At 37.8% G+C, this 18174-nt stretch carries 16 protein-coding genes, 1 tRNA gene and 1 pseudogene; 8 read left to right on the top strand and 10 right to left on the bottom strand.

Going from position 1 to position 18174, the window contains the following annotated elements; genetic code table 11:
* Positions 1-325 precede the first annotated feature (325 nt).
* Positions 326-583: a hypothetical protein gene (locus BM107_RS21530; protein WP_090987169.1), complete on the top strand. Its 258-nt coding sequence runs from the start codon at positions 326-328 to the stop codon at positions 581-583.
* A 291-nt stretch (positions 584-874) separates the two neighbouring features.
* Positions 875-1069: a hypothetical protein gene (locus BM107_RS21525; RefSeq protein WP_090987167.1), complete on the top strand. Its 195-nt coding sequence runs from the start codon at positions 875-877 to the stop codon at positions 1067-1069.
* A 240-nt stretch (positions 1070-1309) separates the two neighbouring features.
* Here the strand turns inward: BM107_RS21525 and BM107_RS21520 are convergent, their stop codons facing one another.
* Positions 1310-1558 (bottom strand): hypothetical protein, encoded by a 249-nt coding sequence (locus BM107_RS21520; RefSeq protein ID WP_090987166.1) that lies wholly within the window; start codon positions 1556-1558, stop codon positions 1310-1312.
* Positions 1559-1893: 335 nt separating this feature from the next.
* Here BM107_RS21520 and BM107_RS21515 point away from each other — a divergent pair.
* Positions 1894-1967: transfer RNA gene (locus BM107_RS21515), tRNA-Arg, on the top strand.
* A gap of 734 nt (positions 1968-2701) precedes the next feature.
* On the opposite strand, the pseudogene BM107_RS25370 reads toward BM107_RS21515, so the two are convergent.
* Together BM107_RS25370 and BM107_RS21505 are read right to left on the bottom strand one after the other, a co-directional pair.
* Positions 2702-3457: pseudogene (locus BM107_RS25370) on the bottom strand (recombinase family protein); the annotation flags it as partial.
* 14 nt (positions 3458-3471) lie between these two features.
* On the bottom strand, positions 3472-3660 hold the full coding sequence (locus tag BM107_RS21505; RefSeq protein ID WP_139222322.1) for a hypothetical protein: 189 nt from the start codon (positions 3658-3660) through the stop codon (positions 3472-3474).
* Positions 3661-3825: 165 nt separating this feature from the next.
* Here BM107_RS21505 and BM107_RS21500 point away from each other — a divergent pair, with 165 nt between their 5' ends.
* Together BM107_RS21500 and BM107_RS21495 are read left to right on the top strand one after the other, a co-directional pair.
* Positions 3826-4098 (top strand): helix-turn-helix domain-containing protein, encoded by a 273-nt coding sequence (locus tag BM107_RS21500; RefSeq protein WP_090987161.1) that lies wholly within the window; start codon positions 3826-3828, stop codon positions 4096-4098.
* Between the two features lie 36 nt (positions 4099-4134).
* A complete protein-coding gene (locus BM107_RS21495) occupies positions 4135-4401 on the top strand; it encodes a helix-turn-helix domain-containing protein (RefSeq protein WP_090987159.1) in 267 nt (88 codons plus the stop codon).
* 13 nt (positions 4402-4414) lie between these two features.
* Here the strand turns inward: BM107_RS21495 and BM107_RS21490 are convergent, their stop codons facing one another.
* Positions 4415-6220 (bottom strand): ATP-binding protein, encoded by a 1806-nt coding sequence (locus BM107_RS21490; RefSeq protein ID WP_090987157.1) that lies wholly within the window; start codon positions 6218-6220, stop codon positions 4415-4417.
* 378 nt (positions 6221-6598) lie between these two features.
* Between BM107_RS21490 and BM107_RS21485 the strand changes: the two genes are divergently transcribed.
* The 3 genes from BM107_RS21485 to mobC are packed head-to-tail and all read left to right on the top strand — an operon-like array spanning position 6599 to position 10273.
* Entirely contained in the window at positions 6599-7009 is a 411-nt protein-coding gene (locus BM107_RS21485; RefSeq protein ID WP_090987222.1) for a plasmid mobilization protein, read from the top strand.
* Positions 6994-8241 (top strand): relaxase/mobilization nuclease domain-containing protein, encoded by a 1248-nt coding sequence (locus tag BM107_RS21480; RefSeq protein WP_090987154.1) that lies wholly within the window; start codon positions 6994-6996, stop codon positions 8239-8241. The genes BM107_RS21485 and BM107_RS21480 overlap by 16 nt, the downstream gene beginning before the upstream one ends.
* Before the next feature lie 10 nt (positions 8242-8251).
* The gene (gene mobC, locus BM107_RS21475) at positions 8252-10273 is read left to right on the top strand and encodes a conjugal transfer protein MobC (protein ID WP_090987152.1); all 2022 of its coding nucleotides are present in this window, start codon (positions 8252-8254) and stop codon (positions 10271-10273) included.
* 172 nt (positions 10274-10445) lie between these two features.
* Here the strand turns inward: mobC and BM107_RS21470 are convergent, their stop codons facing one another.
* The 6 genes from BM107_RS21470 to dinB all read right to left on the bottom strand — a co-directional run bounded on the left by BM107_RS21470 (position 10446) and on the right by dinB (position 17990).
* The gene (locus tag BM107_RS21470; RefSeq protein WP_090987150.1) at positions 10446-10958 is read right to left on the bottom strand and encodes a hypothetical protein; all 513 of its coding nucleotides are present in this window, start codon (positions 10956-10958) and stop codon (positions 10446-10448) included.
* Positions 10959-11208: 250 nt separating this feature from the next.
* Positions 11209-11820: an SOS response-associated peptidase gene (locus BM107_RS21465; RefSeq protein WP_090987148.1), complete on the bottom strand. Its 612-nt coding sequence runs from the start codon at positions 11818-11820 to the stop codon at positions 11209-11211.
* A gap of 107 nt (positions 11821-11927) precedes the next feature.
* Positions 11928-13118, bottom strand: a complete 1191-nt coding sequence (locus tag BM107_RS21460) for a Y-family DNA polymerase (RefSeq protein WP_244278881.1) — start codon at positions 13116-13118, stop codon at positions 11928-11930.
* Between the two features lie 46 nt (positions 13119-13164).
* Entirely contained in the window at positions 13165-13542 is a 378-nt protein-coding gene (locus BM107_RS21455; RefSeq protein ID WP_139222321.1) for a LexA family protein, read from the bottom strand.
* A 251-nt stretch (positions 13543-13793) separates the two neighbouring features.
* Entirely contained in the window at positions 13794-16832 is a 3039-nt protein-coding gene (locus tag BM107_RS21450; protein ID WP_090987142.1) for a DNA polymerase III subunit alpha, read from the bottom strand.
* Entirely contained in the window at positions 16833-17990 is a 1158-nt protein-coding gene (gene dinB, locus BM107_RS21445) for a DNA polymerase IV (RefSeq protein ID WP_090987140.1), read from the bottom strand.
* Positions 17991-18174: the final 184 nt, after the last annotated feature.

Raw genomic sequence — 18174 nt, 5'->3', positions numbered from 1 at the left:
GAAAACTAAATATTGCAGTAATACGCTAATAATTTTCTCTCCGGTTTAGCAGTATACCAAGGTGATCAGTTATTCTTTTTGCACCTTGATAAAATGCTGCCACTTTTTTATCTTGTAAGCGTAAAACTATTAATCTCTTATGAGACCATTCTCTTCAACCTACATATTAAGATTGAAGCGCCTATCTGTAAAAATCTTATATCCACTTATACTTGCAGCAATATGCGCGCCCTTGCTTAGTGGGTGTATTGTTCCGAGCCCACCAAGAAGTAGGCTGTTTCGCTCATCGGCTGAAGGGTCGGATCGTGTTTTTCTTGAAGGATATATGCACAAACGATATTGGTACAGATTTTTCTCCGCTAAAGACCAAAACTTACCCGACAGTGTTTTTATTTACGATCCGGTTAGAAAGCATTTTACTATCATGTCAGCATCCGGGCAAATTCCGGCATTATATAATTATAAGGTAGACGAGGATCGAAATGGTAAGAAAGTATTGGAACAGCAGAAAATGATGATAGTGAAAGTATACCGCAAAGGAATGATGAAGATCGATACCCTGCCTCAAATCAAAGATAATTGATGTAAATGTCTTGAGGTAAAAACATACCCTTACTACTAAACTGATTTCGTCAATTTGCCTCTCCGGGCAGGTGATGGCCAAACGGCTTTACCGATTTCTAAAGAAGGCTTTGGCTCTACCATCTCATTCCATTGTACTGAATATGTGTGCAGCCTAGCCCGCCGCTGATATGATGCAAATATTCCAAATTTACTAACGAATATAAAATAATACTGTACGAATGTAAATCAACCTGGCTCATTAGTTTTTATCTGTGTTATATTCATATCTGTTAAATAAAAAAACTTAACTATGAAAAACTTAGCAAAAAAACTAACTGTTCTTTCCAAGGAAGAAATGAATAGTATCAAGGGTGGTATGAGATGGACCAATGACAGGGGCGGAAACGTTATAGACCGTAGAAAGTTAGGTGGTGAATCGATGTGGTCAGTAATGCAGCGCATCAAATCGTACACGGCTTTAGAAATCCTAAACGGTGCGTATTAAAATTTAAGAGTGGAAGAGATGGTGCTATCCTCTTTACTGGTTTATTTACAAAGCCAGGTAGAAGATTGACTTATTGGCCCCATAAGTTTTAAACGGCATCTGATGTGGCCGGGAAGATCAGTTTCTTCCGGCCACATTAAAGGATTTGCAACGACCGGATCAGTAAGATCATATTTTTGGCGGGTCAAACTTTTGTTTGATAAAGGAAATTCAATATATGGGTGTGGAGCAAGTATTTTTTCACAACGCGACTCTTTTTCTGGTAAAGTTTCTTGCTGCTTTAAGTTCTGCAACCAGTTCGTCGGCGGTTTGGTCAGAATCCCAGGAGCCATATAACGCATCCAAAGAGATTTCTTTTTCTTTCCTTTCAGTCGTTTTCATTGATTCAGACAGTCGGGCGATCAATTCCAGTTTATTATCGGTACTTAAACTTTTCAGCAAGGTAAAGTAACTGTCTATCAAGTTGATATTTATATCTGCTGTTTTCATTTTCTGTCGTTATTTATGAGTACAAAGATAATAAAAAGTGGTTTTGCTTAGGCGACTGTTAAATCTCCTTTTGAATTGATATCAGGATCAATGGTTCGTCAAATGCCGATAGTTTAGATGAGGAAAGTATCCCCTACCTGCTATTATTGATGAATATGGCCAGATAATTGGCCCTTTTTGCTATTTAAAACGGATTTGATAATCTGAAGCTTTAATTTTAATTGCTTCTTTTTTAAACACTTATTTAAAATAGCAAAAGTGCAGCCTAAATAGTTTAAAATATATTTTTACATATTAAACAGAACTTCTATATTTGCAGCTCATTAAAAAAATGGGCCTCGGTAGCTCAGTTGGATAGAGCAACGGTTTTCTAAACCGTGGGTCAGGGGTTCGAATCCCTTCCGGGGTACTAATCGGATTTATGTCTGATTTTTGAAAGGGTTGTTCATTAAAGAGCAACCCTTTTTCTTTGATTTTCAATAGGTTGTCGTAGAATGTTGGGTCAATGTATTTAGTTCTAAATGCCCCATCAGCCCAATGAAGATTATGTTTGAACACCCCTTTAATGAGCGTATGCTTCTGTGTAATATTCCCTTTTTCATAAATCTCGTATAGGTTAGAAAGCCTTGGCAATAAGCGTTGTATTATATCAATGTTTTTCTTGATTTTTGGCATTGAACTGCTGCTAATTGAATATTCTAATATGGCCTTATCCTCCTTCAATTTCTTGAACCATGTTTGGTAGGTGGAGCTTTCTATCTCGTCATTCATAAACCTTTCCTCAAGCTTGAATATCTTTCGATTGATCTCTCTAAGCTCGTTTATCTTCTCCTTGCCCTTTTCCTGCTTCATTTTTAAGGGTTCAGTTAACAAGGTATTGTATATTTCAAGTAGGTAGTTTATGTGGTGCTTTTCAAAACTTAATCCTTTTAAGACCTTTTCAAAGCTCTCGTGGAGTAGTTTTCCCGGAATATTTATATTGGTGTGTTCAAGGCATCTGTAATATAGGTAATAGTTCTTGCATCCTTTTGACCATCCAGCCGTCATACTCTTCCCACAGGAACACTTCAATACGCCCCGCAAAGGAAAATCCTCTTCGGGCTGGAGCCTTGTTCTCCGCCTGCTTTCTATCATCATTCTTTGAACAAGCCAGTATTCTGTTTCGGTTATGATTGGCTCGTGGATACCTTTGACATACTTTTCTGGTAGTTCACGATATGCGGGAACTTTTATCAGCCCTGCATAAATGCTATTTTTTAATATGTTAAAAATCGCATTATGTCCTGTTTGTTTAAATCCGATCGCTTTTACATTTTTATAGATGAGATATGGAGGAATACCCGCAAGATATTCTTGAAATATCCTCTCGACTATGATCGCCTGTGCCTTATTAATCTCAATCAGATTTCGCTTTGTACCGTCCAGAATATTACTATAGCCGTAAGGAGCCCTTCCTAGGTAGCGCCCATTTTCTTTTGCATTTCTAATACCCTGCTTTGTTCTCTTTCTTATATTGAATAGCTCTTTGTTCGCCATCATATAGTCAAATGCCCTTTTCATAAAAACATCAGGGTCAGAAGTGTCAAGGTCTATTCTTTCGCTCGTAGATAATACCTTTACACCATATTTTCTTTCCAGTTCAGCAATTTTCAATAAAGCTTCGGGTAAATTTCTACTAAACCTATCATGGTCGAGTACAATCAAAAACTGACATTCGCCCCTATACTTTTTAAGATGGTTTTCCAATGCTTTGTAATCTGGACGGTCAAATGTATAACTGCTTTCCCCATTATCCTTAAACAGGTCAATGAGGCTTAGGCTGTTTTTTCTGCAGTAATCCCTTATCGTGCTTTCCTGATACTCCAATGATTTTGACTGGTCTTTGGAACTCAAGCGCATATATCCTAAAGCATTCATAATTCTTCATTTAATGTGATTTCGATGAAAATTCTTGCTATTAAAGTTAGCAAAAACTTCTCATTTTGGCTAAGTTTTTCACCAGTATCAGTATTGGTTTTATCTATTTTACCGAAGGATTTTGACAGGTTATCAACTATAAGTATCGGGTATAATATCTTCTTTTCTTTTTCAAGTTCTAACATATCGTGACAGTTTAAAATACAAAAGTTGGATATGCTGATATTAAAAGTTGACAGCTTGCCTAGCCACTTGTTAAAAAAATGTTCAAAAAAAGATGCCATAGGTTGTCAAAAATCTCAAAATGCCATCAGCAGCTTTGCAATACACAATATTTAAAATCAAAGCATATGGTAACACTGGAAATCATCACAAAAGAAGAACTTAGACAGTTCAAAGCAGAGCTATTGGATGATATAAGGGAGCTCCTTAGAAAGCCAAACGCAATCGAATCAAACAAGGAGTGGCTAAAGAGCTACGAAGTGAGGCAGATACTCAAAATATCCCCGAGCACACTTCAAACTCTTCGCATAAATGGGAGTTTGCCCTATTCCAAGATTGGTGGGTTGCTCTATTATAAGAATGAGGACATCAAACGCCTATTGGAAGGCAATCATGGTTAGCACCAATAATTTTCACTCATAAAATTCTAAACGATTATGACAACATTTGATTTGATCACAAAAGATGACCTTGAAAAGTTCAAGCAGGAACTTTTTGCAGAGTTAAGAAGACCAAGCTTCAAACTGAACAGGAAAGAAGAGCAAAAGGAATGGCTCAAAAGTTTTGAGGTGCGTAAAATGCTTAATATCGCCCCAGGTACGTTGGCAAAGTTAAGGAGCAACGGAACGATACCATTTACCAAAGTTGGTGGACTTATATTTTATAAGCATGAGGATATTCTAGCTCTTTTGGGGAGTAAGTAATTAAGGAGTTAGTTTATTTTAATTTGTCAGCTTCTTTCAATCTTAATTTCTTTCCAGAAATTAAGATTGGACTAGTTGAGTTTAAAGCATTATTTGCTGAAAGTCTTTTGTCAAATTCTACAAAACAAAATCCTTTTGTTTGTCCAGTATTGGACCACCTGGGAATAATTACATCAACGACCTCACCAAACTTGCCTAATGCAAAGTATAATTCCTCTTCTTTAATTTCATAAGGTATATTTCCAACATAAATCCTTGCATAATCTGAACGATCCTCTTCTTCCATATCCTCATTGGAATTTATTGTAGGCAAGTGAATTCGAAAACGAGGTACAGCTTTTTTAGAACCCCCATATTTTTTTCTGAGATTCTGTAATTCATTTTGAGAATGAACGCTTTGGAGAACATTGATTTTTCTTAATGACTCTAATAACTCTCTATAATTTTTTTCATCTACAATACCTACAGTCTCAAATATTTCTTTTGCCGAAATCAATCTTCCGTTTACACCTAATCGAACAACCGTTTTCTGTTCTCTTGAAAGTTCCAAACTTTCGAAGCCCTCTAGCCACAGTTGTTCTTCTTTCGTGTAAACGTGCTTATAAAATAAAGTAATCGAGTATGTTTTATTACCAGATTTTATCTCTGGGTGCACCATGTCATTGTTATTCATTAACTCATATATCCTTCTAATTCCTTCTCCCAATTCTCTGATATATCCAGTTTCTCTAAGAACCCTAGCAACATAAGTGTTTCTGGATTGATGAGCACCAGATAACGATTTTAAATCCTCAATAGTGATTGATGAAAGTAGCTCGCCAGGATTTTCAATCACCAGCCTGTCATTAAATATTTTAACCTCTATTCCTCTTCCTTCGCTACTGTAATCTCTATGGGTAATAGCATTTACTAAGGCTTCTCTACAAGCTAATTCTGGATACATAATTTGTGTTCTAAACAATGCATCGTCAGAGAATTTTGTATCTGTTAAATGAGGTCTTAGTAAATCCCAACTACTTTCTATTAATTGAAAAATATTTCCATTTGCTTCTCCAACTTCGGTAACATTGAAATCTTTGCCAGTTTTTTCTTCAGTACCTCTTACTAGAAAAATTCTAACTTGTAAGCGAGGGTGCCATCTATTTGATTTCTTTGCAAATAATAATAGGGCAGCCTTTCTAAGTTTAAGACTTTCTCCATCAAATTCAGCAAGATCCAAATACTGAAGTAGTTTTTCAGGTGAGATTATTTTTGAGATTCTTTGTGCTACATTTTCTATTAAATCATGATCTAAATCGGTTACTTTTGCTATATCAACGAATTCACGATCATATTCCCTTGAAATTTTTTCCTCTCTCTGATAAACTATTTTTTCAGAAGCCGTTGGGACGGATTCACGATCTTTCCTTTGAAAACATTCGCCTTTTGCTGTTAAATGCACATACTCTGTACCTTTACTAACAGAAAAGTATGCAACTTTAAGACCTCTGTAATCAATTAAAGAGGCCTGTTTTAAAGTAATAGGAGTATCCTTAAGAATGCAGTCCTTTGGAGAGTTTAAAATTTCTTGAATTTTTTCAGGTTTGTAAGTTAAACCTGTTACGGAATTATCGTCTTCAATTCCAACGAATAATTCCCCACCGTCTGCATTTGCAAATGCTACAAGAGTTTTGGCAATATCATATTTTACCTCATTAATATTTCTAAGAACTTTGTTATTTGGAGGACCCTCAAAGGCACTTTTAAATTCACGATAATAACTTTCTCCTATTTCGGTTGCGATTTCAATCCTTTCAGTGAGCCTTAATATATTTTCCATTCCAAATAATTGTATCTGTAATTCTAAAATGCTAGTTTCTTTTATGCTTGAATAATTAGAAAAATAATTGAGACTAATGTATAAAATTAAAGTGTTTTTTTCTAGAAATTTACATTGAAAGAGTGAATAACGGTATTTAAAAAAAACTAGCACCTCCCCAACACCTTGTCAAACACTCCCAAAAACACAGCTCATTTTTGCTTCCGATAAGTAAGTAAAAAATCCAAGTTCAGCACCACTGTTCTATAGACCAAGTGCAAACACCCGAGTGTTTGGCAAGATGTATTTTTGTCCACAGGACAAAAAAATCTTGCCGCCCTTATGGTCGGAGCAAGCACTCGGAACTCGTGCCTGCCTGAACTTTTGATATGTGCCAATATGAGTAGCATAAACATTGATAAGCGACGGACAAATTTTGACTATCCCATCAGGACAAGGGTTAACAAAGAAACTTATCAGCGACTGGAAAATCTGCTTGCTGGTAGCACCTGCCAGAGCATGGGCGAACTTACTAGAAAGCTCATTACAAGGGAAAAGATCAACTGCACATATAGGGATGTAACCATGAATGCACCCATGGAAGAGCTCACAAGTATACGAAAGGAACTCAAGGCAATAGGAATAAACATTAACCAAATCACAAGGACATTTAATCAGGAGAAATCCAAAGATAATAACAGGCAACAATACGTTTTGCAAATAGCCGAGCTATATAAAAAAGTGGATATTAAAGTAGAACGCTTGCTATTTCTCATCTCACAACTTACTGAAAAATGGTTACAAAAATAATCAGTGGAAAGAGCATTAGGGGACTGTTACTCTACAACGAGCACAAAGTGAGCAACGGCGAGGCCAAGCTTATCATGGCCAGCCGTTTCGGTACGGAACTTAATAGACTTGACTTCGATGCTAAGCTTTCTCGTTTTGAGCATCTTACTTTCCTAAAGCCCAATGTGAAGACCAACGCCATCCATATCATGCTGAATTTTGATAGAAACGACAAAATTGACCTCGCAACCTTTCAAAAGATCGCTGCCAGCTATATGGAAAGAATTGGTTTCGGAGAACAGCCCTACCTGGTCTACGAGCACCAGGATGCCAATCACCCGCACTTGCACATCGTTACCACCAATATCAATGCACAAGGAGAAAGAATGGATATCCACGGCATCGGGCGAACCGCATCGGAATCTGCCCGAAAAGAGCTGGAAGTTGAATTTGGTCTGGTCAAGGCCGAGGGAAGGCAAAAGAGTGAGGCATTAGCCATTCCTCCTGTTGATATCAGGAAGGTAATTTATGGCAAAACACCCACCAAAAGAGCGATCAACAACATAGTCTCAGCCACATTACGAAGCTACAAATTTACCTCCTTTACTGAATACAACACCATTCTCAAACTGTTCAATATCACTGCAGACCGAGGCAAGGAAGAAACCATTATGTTCGAAAAACGTGGACTGGTCTATTCGATGATTGACCCTAGTGGGAAACGTATCGGCATCCCATTCAAGGCCAGCCAATTGAGTGGTAGGCCAACGCTCGATAAGGTGGAAAGCAAGTTCGAGCGGAGCAAAGAAATCCGCAAAACCTATAGGGACAGCATCAGGGAACGTATCGCTAAGGTAATTGATCGCTACCAAACCATCACCAAACAAACCTTTATGGAAGAGCTCCAGAAACAGCAAATTGTCGCTGTATTTCGTCAAAATGAGCAAGGCTTTACCTATGGCGTTACCTTTATCGACCATCGTACTAAATGTGTCTTCAAGGGAAGTAATCTTGACAAAGCCTATACAGCAAAGGCTCTTACCCAACATTTCACGATGACAGAACAGCTAAAAACCTACCTGCCTAAAGGTACCCATACCAGTTACCTCAAAACTCCAGAAAAGCCCCAACAAAGCAAACGCGAACCGGGCAATCTGCTAGATATGGTTTTGGAAAAACAGGGATTTGACCAGATAGAGCGAGGACTGACAAAAAAGAAAAAAAGAAGGAAGCAACACCAATTAACCCGCTAACCCCATTATTATGCAGACAGGCGAAGACATCCAAGGATTAAGAAAGATCATCGACTTTACAAGGCTCCTCAGTATTTTTATACTCGCCATTCATTTTTACCTAAGCTATCATCAGGCTTTTGCGCAATGGGGCTGGACAGCTAAAATAACCGATAGGCTAATTGCCAATATCGCCAAAACGGGCCTGTTCCAGGGTATGCTGACACCCAAACTTTCCGCACTGCTATTATTAATCATTTCTCTTATTGCTGTAAAGGGCAAGAAGGACGAAAAGATGCAGGCAAAAACTATTATAGCTTATGTATTGACGGGTCTAATACTATATTTCATGAGTGTACTTTGCCTTTACCTTAACGCCTCAGCGGAACTCATTGCCATAGCGTATATGGGCATTACAGCCGTAGGATATCTACTATTTCTAACAGGTGGCACCTATTTAAGCAGGCTGATCAAAGACAGTTTGAACAATGATGTCTTTAACTCGGAGAACGAAACGTTTCCGCAGGAGGAACGGTTGCTAGAAAACGAGTATTCCATCAACTTACCCGCAAAATACAGGCTGAAAGATAAAACAAGGGAAAGTTGGATCAACTTTATCAATCCCTTTCGTGGCATGCTCGTGGCGGGAACACCTGGCGCAGGTAAATCCTACTTTGTGATTAGGCACATCATCGACCAGCATATCAGAAAAGGTTTTAGCATGTTCCTCTACGACTTTAAGTTCGATGACCTTTCAAAGATCGCCTACAATAAGCTTTTGAAATATAAAGCTAATTATAAGGTTATGCCCAAATTCTACATTATCAACTTTGACGACCTCAACAGTACCCATCGTTGCAATCCCTTAGACCCCAATGCGATGGATGATATAACCGATGCAACAGAGGCCAGCCGAACGATTATGATGGGGCTTAACCGTGATTGGATCAAGAAGCAGGGAGACTTTTTTGTGGAAAGCCCAATTAATTTCCTAACGGCAATCATTTGGTATTTAAGGAAATATGAAAATGGAAAATATTGTACGCTGCCCCACGTGATCGAACTGATGCAGGTGGATTATGACCGGCTTTTTGCAGTATTGCAGGAAGAGGAAGAAATCAAGGTGCTTGTCAATCCCTTCATTTCTGCGTACCAGAACAAAGCTATGGCACAATTAGAGGGACAGATTGCTAGTGCGAAAATTGGCCTTGCAAGATTGTCGTCTCCTCAATTGTATTACGTATTAAGTGGTAATGATTTTACGCTGGACGTAAATAACCCCAAGGAGCCTAAGATTGTATGCGTTGGTAACAACCCGCAGAAGCTACAAGTATATGGAGCTGTCCTCTCCCTTTATATTTCAAGAATGATCAAACTCGTCAACCGTAAAGATCAATTGAAAAGTAGTTTGGTGTTCGACGAGTTCCCGACAATCTACTTCAACAATATGGATAGCTTAATCGCCACAGCACGTAGCAATAAGGTTGCTACTACATTAGCGGTGCAGGATTTCAGCCAATTGAAAAAGGATTATGGCGCAGAGCAGGCCGATGTGATTACGGGGATTGTGGGAAATATCATCAGTGGTCAGGTTACTGGTGATACGGCCAAGAAATTAAGCGAAAATTTTGGCAAAATTATGCAGGATAGGGAAAGTAAAAGTACCAACAGTAGCGATATTTCGATTTCAAAATCAACCCAAATGGACTATGCCATTCCTGCTTCTAAGATTTCCGCTTTATCTTCAGGCGAATTTGTGGGCATTGTAGCCGATAATCCAGAACAGAAAATCAAATTGAAGATGTTCCACTGCGAGATACAGAATGACCACAAAGCCCTTGCCGCTGAAGAAGCCAGTTATAAACCTATTCCTATCATAGACAAAGTATCGGTATACGACGTTGCCGAAAATTATAAAAAGATCAAGAGCGATGTGGAGCAATTGCTCCTAGAAGAGTGTAAAAAAATTGAGGCCAAATATCCAAAGGGAGAACAATCTCAGTCAGAAAAAAATGCGGATGAACAGAATGAGTCACAAGGTGTATCATTGTAGCCTACTATACTACTTGGACAGAACAATAAAGGGGCGTAGTTTGCGGAGTACGCCTTTATTCTTTACATATAATTTGATATTCTGTTTGGAATTTGGTGTATTTTTTATGGTTGGAGAATGATAACCGAAATTGGTTTATTTGCAAATGGTGTAAAAAAGCGAGCGATGGCAACTACAGTTTTAAAGATCTTTTATCAACATAATCTGTGATACTATACATGGCATTTATCATTCTTAAAAAATATTCATCACCGATATAAGTCACATCTTTGTAGTTTTTATAAGTAGCGAAACCCACATAACCATTTTTCTTGCCTTCTTCCGGATTTAGTTCTACTATTCGGTGAGCAAAAATATTTCTAACCACTATTAATTCTGTTAAATCCCTATTCATAGCTATAGCTCTCTTTTTTGAAGGAATTTCAAATATTTCAGATTTGTATGACTTATACCATTCAAGATCATAGCTTTCTGCTAAAAAATGGAAAATCTGTTTTTTGTTATCCATTGTAACTCTATTATCTCCGAGGAACAAAAGGTGCATATCAATTTGCTTTTGAACATCGTCTCCTGCAAAATGCTTTGCTATATAATTGTCAATACACTTTTCAAGCCAACTGAATCTATTTAAGAATTCACCTCTAAGCCATGATGCTTTTTCGTGTAAGTCTTTGAATTTTTCCATTAATCCTAAAATCAGAAAATATTTTCGAATAAATTAGTAAGCTATTGGGATAAATTGTATCTTTTTTGTAACAAATACGAAAAGCAATGACAACTCAATTCAAAAGCCTTATTCAAATATTAGATTTCTTAAAAGAAGAATCAACCTGTGGTAAACTGGCTGCCATGAGATGACAATCTGAACCGGCTTTTGCTCATCTATAGCTCGCAAAAAGGCGTTTCCATAATTCAACAAATCATATTTTATTGAATTATTTTTTATGATCTTTATGGACCACGATAGAGAGTGTTGACGATTCTATTGGATTATTGCGTAACCACTCTACACGCTGTTCAGCAGTATAGCTACTATTAATCCATATTTTCACGTTACTACGGTCTAATATAGCAGGCATACGATCATGTACCTTAATCATTTCCGAATTTGGCGGCATAGTGATCATTGTAAACGTTGGCAGCAAAATCCCGCTCTTGATGTCGAACCAAATGTCCCAAAGTCCAGCGATATAGAAAGGTTGCCCATCAACTCTTTCAATTTTATAGGTTTTTTCCTGCTCACGATTGTACTCATAAAATGCTTGGATACGCACCACGCAATGCTTTCGTCCAACCAATTCGCGCCAAAGGGGAACTAGAAATAATGATTCGATACGAGCATGTTTATTCTTACTATGTATCTTGTCATCATCTACAGATAGCAAGCCCCAACGGTATTCTTGAACCTTATCAGGCATGGCATCAGTTACCACTGGTAACATTGATCCTGGATTCCCAGAACCGTTACTTTTTGCAGTATAAGAACTGCCATCACGTTTGGCAATTTTGATATCCTTTTGTTCGCCTATTTCTACATGTCCACACATATTACAAAAGATTTATTTATGTAAAGCTAATAATTTTAGCAAAAACAAACAAATATTCAATTAGTTATAATGTTGATTATAAGTCATAATAGCCGGTTTGGATTGTGTTATCGGGTAATAATAATGTCCGACCACTGGGTTGTATATTGTTTACTCAGATAGTCCTGTTTCATTTTCCATGTTTGAGATACACCCTCTGTAGCTAATTTAAGCGTTCCTCTTCCATAGCGATCATTAATCTTATCTAATACAGAAGAAATATCCTGGTGTTTAGTATTGTCATAGTTGCTAAATAAATTATACTGAACTTCTCCTGCTGGAATAATACCAGTCGCCCTAACTCCAGTTTTTAAATACTTGTAACCAGGTTGCCAAATTGCTTTTAGTGCTTGAACGCATATACGTGTTACTTCATGACTACTATTTGCCGCAAACGGTACCTTTACGGTGAGGCTTGGATAATATTGGTCATGTTTAACATTATGCTTATTGGTGCGCAAATAAACCGTTAATTGCAATGCCATACTTTTCTGTTGACGAAGCTTTAATGCAACTGTACCCGCATGCATAGCCACCGCTTCCTCAACTTTTTCTAATTCAGTTTGATACGTATTGAAACTCTGGCTTGACTCAATACCCTTTGATCGTTCTGCTACATCTTTAATTTCATTACAAGGTATTCCCCAAAGTTCCTGATGCAAGCGCCAACCTTGCACAGTCATTTGCTTCCTAACGAAATCTGCCTTCAACTCTCTAAAGTCATGAGCGGTAACGATGTTGTTTTCCTGTAATTTACTATAGTATGCCATACCAACCCCCCAAACATCTTCAATAGGGAAATCTTTTACAGTCTCACTGATTTTTTCGGCAGTATCTAAAACCAGAAATTTACGACCTTTTTTTTTGGCTGATTTATTAGCCAGCTTTGCTAAAGACAATGTTGGACCAACACCAACGGTTATAGGAAGTCCGGTATGATCAAAAACATTTGTGCTAATAGTTTCTGTGTGTTTGTCAAGATCAAGATCAGCAATATTTCCCAGGGCCATAAAAGCTTCATCAATACTATAGACCATGAGCAAGTAAGTGTATCTCGCCAAATTATTCATCAACCTTGCACTCATATCAGCGTACAATGCATAATTACTACTGAACATAACTGCGTTCGACTCTTTCAATCTTTGTCGTACCAAAAATTCGGCGTCAGCCATTTTTATTCCTATCGCTTTAGCTTCGTTGCTTCTAGCAATTACGCAACCATCATTATTACTTAATACAACAACAATACGTCCTTCCAATTCTGGCCTAAAAAGCCGCTCACAACTTACATAGCAATTATTGATGTCAACATGCGCATACATTCACATACCTCCCTGTTCTGTGCAAAGGCTGTATCAATGGATTCAAATTCAATATGACCACGCCCCAACAAACCCATAACTCTCCATTTTCAATGATAATATTATCCTCAACATTATCTGCACTTAAAATCAGCTTATCTGATTGAGGTTCATATTTTCTGGTATAGAATTCTCCTTCATAAAAAAATACAACAATACTGTTTGCGACTGGCTTTAATGTTCTGTCAATGACAAGCACACTACCTTTTTTAATATGTTGATTAGTCATGGTATCGGTTCCCATTTTCATAAAGAACGTATTATCTGGATCCATAACAATGATTTCAGAAATATCCAGTTCTGGTTCTTCATGCGTAAGCATTGGTAGACGAAACCCCAATACATCTCTCTTCTGACGATGTTTCCTTAATCTCAGCATACTCAACAAATAATAACTCAAAGCTAGAAAATAAATACTAAAATTACTAAATATATTAGCATTATTCTAGACGTATAGTGCTTCAAGTTGTGGGATAATTTATATTTAAGTTTTAAGCGATTTGATTTACTTGTCGTGTAATTATTAAACAAACGATTTTGTTCTTCAAAACCGCAGCCTATGATAGATTCTAATTAATTGAATGCAGATTTCCTTGGCAATCCTATCTCATGTTCTTGGGGATATGGTTTTCGGTTCGTCATACTCACATCAGGTTTCAATTTGTTCTGCACCTCAAATTTTTTATCACTGCTAGAAAATCTCGGATCAGCCACAAAAGGTTCCTTGTACATTTCGGTTACGGTAATAGTTGGAAAATGAAAGTCAACTTCAACTTTACCGGTAAATCGATAAATACCACCGCCCAAAAATGGGAATCGCTTTAATGAATTTGCAAAATGGGCAGTATCGAAATATTCTCCATTTACATCAATCCATGTCCCAAAAAACATATCGCCAGCCTTAGTGGGAACATGTTTAGTAGAAATTAGATAAGCGAGCATCTTAATTTGTTTTTTATGGTGCTGCAGCAGATCTTTTGCGAATACTTCTCCGCGATAATCTGTTTGCAATATCTCAAAAGGGCTACATGAAGTAGGAAAACTGAGCAGCTCAATTTCATCAAAAGCATCCTCCAAAGGGTCTCTATCTAAAACAGGAAGCGTGTAATTTTTTATTGGCTCTTCAATCAGCAAGTGATTTTTGCTTGGTTTATGATTAATGAGCAGTAGTCTTGCGGCAATCATCAACTCAGCTTTTGTTTTGCCAGTAAATCTGAATGCGCCTATACAAATCAAGGTCTGAATACCCTCAATCCCAACCTCTACACGCTTTATGAAATTTTCCAAGGATAAATAATCGCCATTTTCTTCCCTGTCCGCAACGATTTTTTCTGCTACATTAAGCTGCAAACCTTGCAAATGCATAAATCCAAGAAAAATGTCTTTACCGTTCAAATTTGTTTGGTAATCACTTCTATTCACACAGGGGTTATGTATGTTAGCGCCCATCATCCGGGCTTCGTGAATATATACCTCAGTCCTGTAAAAGCCCCCCTGATTGTTAATGACCGCTACAGAGAATTCAATTGGATAATACACCTTCAGATATAAGCTTTGGTAACTCTCAACCGCATAGGATGCAGAGTGGGCTTTACAAAATGAATAGCCTGCAAAGGATTCAATTTGTCGGTATATTTCTTCGCTCAATTTTAATGGATGGCCCTGTTGCGAGCAACATTCAAAAAAATGGTCTTTTACCCTTTGAAGAGCAGACAGAGACCTTCCTTTACCGCTCATGGCACGCCTTAAAACATCCCCATCTTCTGCCGGAAGACCGCCGTAATGTAATGCGATTTTGATCACATCCTCCTGATAAACCATTATACCATAAGTTTCACCTAATTGTTCCTTAAAAACATCATGGAAGTATTCAAATTTATCTGGATTGTTGTGCCGGAAAATATATTCCTTCATCATTCCGCTTTGTGCAACGCCAGGTCGAATGATGGAGGATGCGGCGACAAGTACCTTGTAATCGTTGCATTTCAACCTTCGCAGCAATCCACGCATTGCAGGGCTTTCAATATAGAAGCATCCAATAGTTCTGCCTATTGCTAGAAATTCATTAGCTTTCTCCTCATTGAGTGATAGTGTTGTATCCTCGATATCTACCTTAATGCCTTGGTTTTTCTTAATGAGCTGTACAGTATCTTTGATTGATCCAAGACCGCGTTGACTTAGGATATCGAACTTCTCAAATCCAATTTCTTCCGCAATGTGCATATCAAACTGAACAATCGGGAAACCTTTTGGTGGCATTTCCAATGTAGTATAATTTGTTATTGGTTTTTCAGATATCAGAATGCCACATGAATGCATGCTCCGCTGGTTTGGAAACTTTCTAAGCATTTCTCCATATGCTCGTATCTGCCTCGTAATTGATGTTTCATTCAATGCATTAGCATTTGAACTGATCTTATCCAACTCATCTTTTGCCAACCCAAATACCTTTCCAATCTCGCGGTAAATTGAACGATGTTTAAACTCTACATTAGTTCCGCAAAAAGCCACATAGTCTCGACCATATCGTGTGAATATGTATTCCAGGATTGTATCTCTATCTTGCCAGCTCCAGTCTATATCGAAATCAGGTGGATTTTTTCTATTTAGGTTAAGAAATCTTTCAAAGTACAAATCCAATTCCATAGGGCAAATTGCCGTTATTCCAAGACAATAAGCAACGATGCTATTTGCGCCGCTTCCTCGTCCTACATGCATAAATCCCATACTATTTGAATATCTGATGATATCCCAGGTGATCAGAAAATAACCGCTAAACTCTAATTGATCAATCACCTTCAATTCCTTAGTTAACCTAGCTTTGGCCACCTTATTATTATTGCCATATTTCGTCTTGAAACCGTGTTGGGCTAAGCTGGTAAGCAATTGCATATCTGAAAGTCGGTCATTGGTGTAGAACTTACGATTTTTAGGCGTCTCAAAATCAAATTCGTAGTTGCAACAACTTATAACCGCCTCCGTATTTTTGATGATTTCCGGAAAGGCGCTGAATTTTTCAATCAACCCAGATTCTGTGGTAAACATTTCCGTGGGTAAACAGCAGTCAGATTCTTTAAGCAGAGATCCTAAAATATTCAGATCTATTGCCCGTAAAATCTTGTGTAGATTAAATTCTTTTTTTGAACGTACGGTTATCGGATGAAGTACTACAAATTTACCTAAACCGGATTGTGCGTAAAGCTTGGTCAATTGGTCAGATCGAATACCTATATACTCATTTTCACGAAGCATTGTAGGTTTTGATTCTAATGTGTAGATCACAATGCAATCATTAAAAGCAGGTGCACCGTCGGGTAATGGAGCTTTTTCTAAATTATAATTCGTCAAATACCTGTTCATTTCTGCAATGCCATCTGCATTTTTTGCAAGCGCTATATAAAGTAATTCGTTATCGCGACGAAACTCCATACCCACTAATGGTTTTATACCAACAGCATTGCACTGTCTTACAAAATCATAGATTCCAGTGACGGTATTAATGTCTGTCAAGGCCAACGTGGAGGCTCCAAATTTGGTAGCTTCGGTAACCAGCTCATCCAGAGGGATGGTGCCGTACCTGAGGGAATGATAGGAATGACAATTTAAAAACATCTATTTACCCTTTTTTAAATTAGACGCACCAGAAGTGCGCATTACTGCATCCACGCCATAACGGTCTCTCATTTTATCCATCGCTTGATAGAGGGCAATCTTCTCTAAAGTATCTTCAAATAAATTTATTTGATAGGTACCGTGCACCAATCCACTAAATTGTATACCGATGAGACGCAACCTCATACGCCGAGTAAAAAGCTGTCTAAATAGATCTTTGGAAACGTCTATGAGTATATCATCAGCAGAGGTGTAACTAATGCGACGCTGTTTGGTTTCCGTATCAAAATTGGCATAGCGGATTTTTACTGTTACGGTAGAGGTTAGCCATTGTTCTTGCCGCAATTGATAGGCTAAAGTTTCCACCATTCCAAGTAAAAGACCATTTAGCAACTCAAGGTTTATGGTGTCATGATGAAAGGTATGTTCTGTCCCGATTGATTTTCTTTCTTTATAGGCCTCAACTGGAGAGTTATCAATTCCGTTTGCTTTCTTCCATAGCTCTAATCCATTTTTTCCCAAGATTTGTTGAAGCATTTCTTTCGGCATTTCTGAAAGAGTCTGAATTCTGCGAACCCCAATCCTTGACAGAAGTTGTGATGTCTCTTTACCAACCATAGGAATTTTATCTACTGGCAGTGGATTTAAAAACGGTTTAACTTGAGCTTGTATAATTTCGAGATTGCCAAGGGGCTTTCCTTCGCCTGTAGCAATTTTAGAGACCGTTTTATTAACGGAAAGTGAAAAGCTTATTGGCAAGCCTGATTCTTTAATTACTTTGCCCGCAAGTTCATTTGTCCATTTATAGCAGCCGAAAAATTTATCCATTCCAGAAACGTCCAAATAGAACTCGTCAATCGATGACTTTTCCATCACTGGAGCATTTTCACCAATAATGTCAGTTACCTCACGGGATTTTTTGGAATACAGATCCATATCGCCCTTAACTACTTTAGCCTGTGGGCAAAGCCGTAGCGCCAAACGCATGGGCATGGCAGTGCGTACACCAAATTTTCTAGCTTCATAAGAGCTACAGGCCACCACACCACGCTCCCCACCACCAATGATTAAAGGAACGTGATCTAGCTTAGAATCTCTCTGCCGCTCACAGGAAACGAAAAATGTATCTAGGTCTAAATGAACAATCGCCCTTTGCATAATCTGAATAAATTGATATATACAAAGTGACGAAATTTAAATCGAAAAATGCTAATATATTTAGCATTTTTAGCTGTAATTTTGTATAAATTCCTAATTATTAGAATATTATTAATTTATATTATCCCAATCATACTTATGGACTTGAATGGCAACTCAGTATGAACGGCTCAAATATCAAGAT

Origin of the sequence: Pedobacter suwonensis, from assembly GCF_900111825.1 — a bacterium.
GTDB lineage: Bacteria > Bacteroidota > Bacteroidia > Sphingobacteriales > Sphingobacteriaceae > Pedobacter > Pedobacter suwonensis.
Note: the sequence above shows the minus strand (reverse complement) of the source record. Positions and strands in the feature narration are given on the sequence as shown.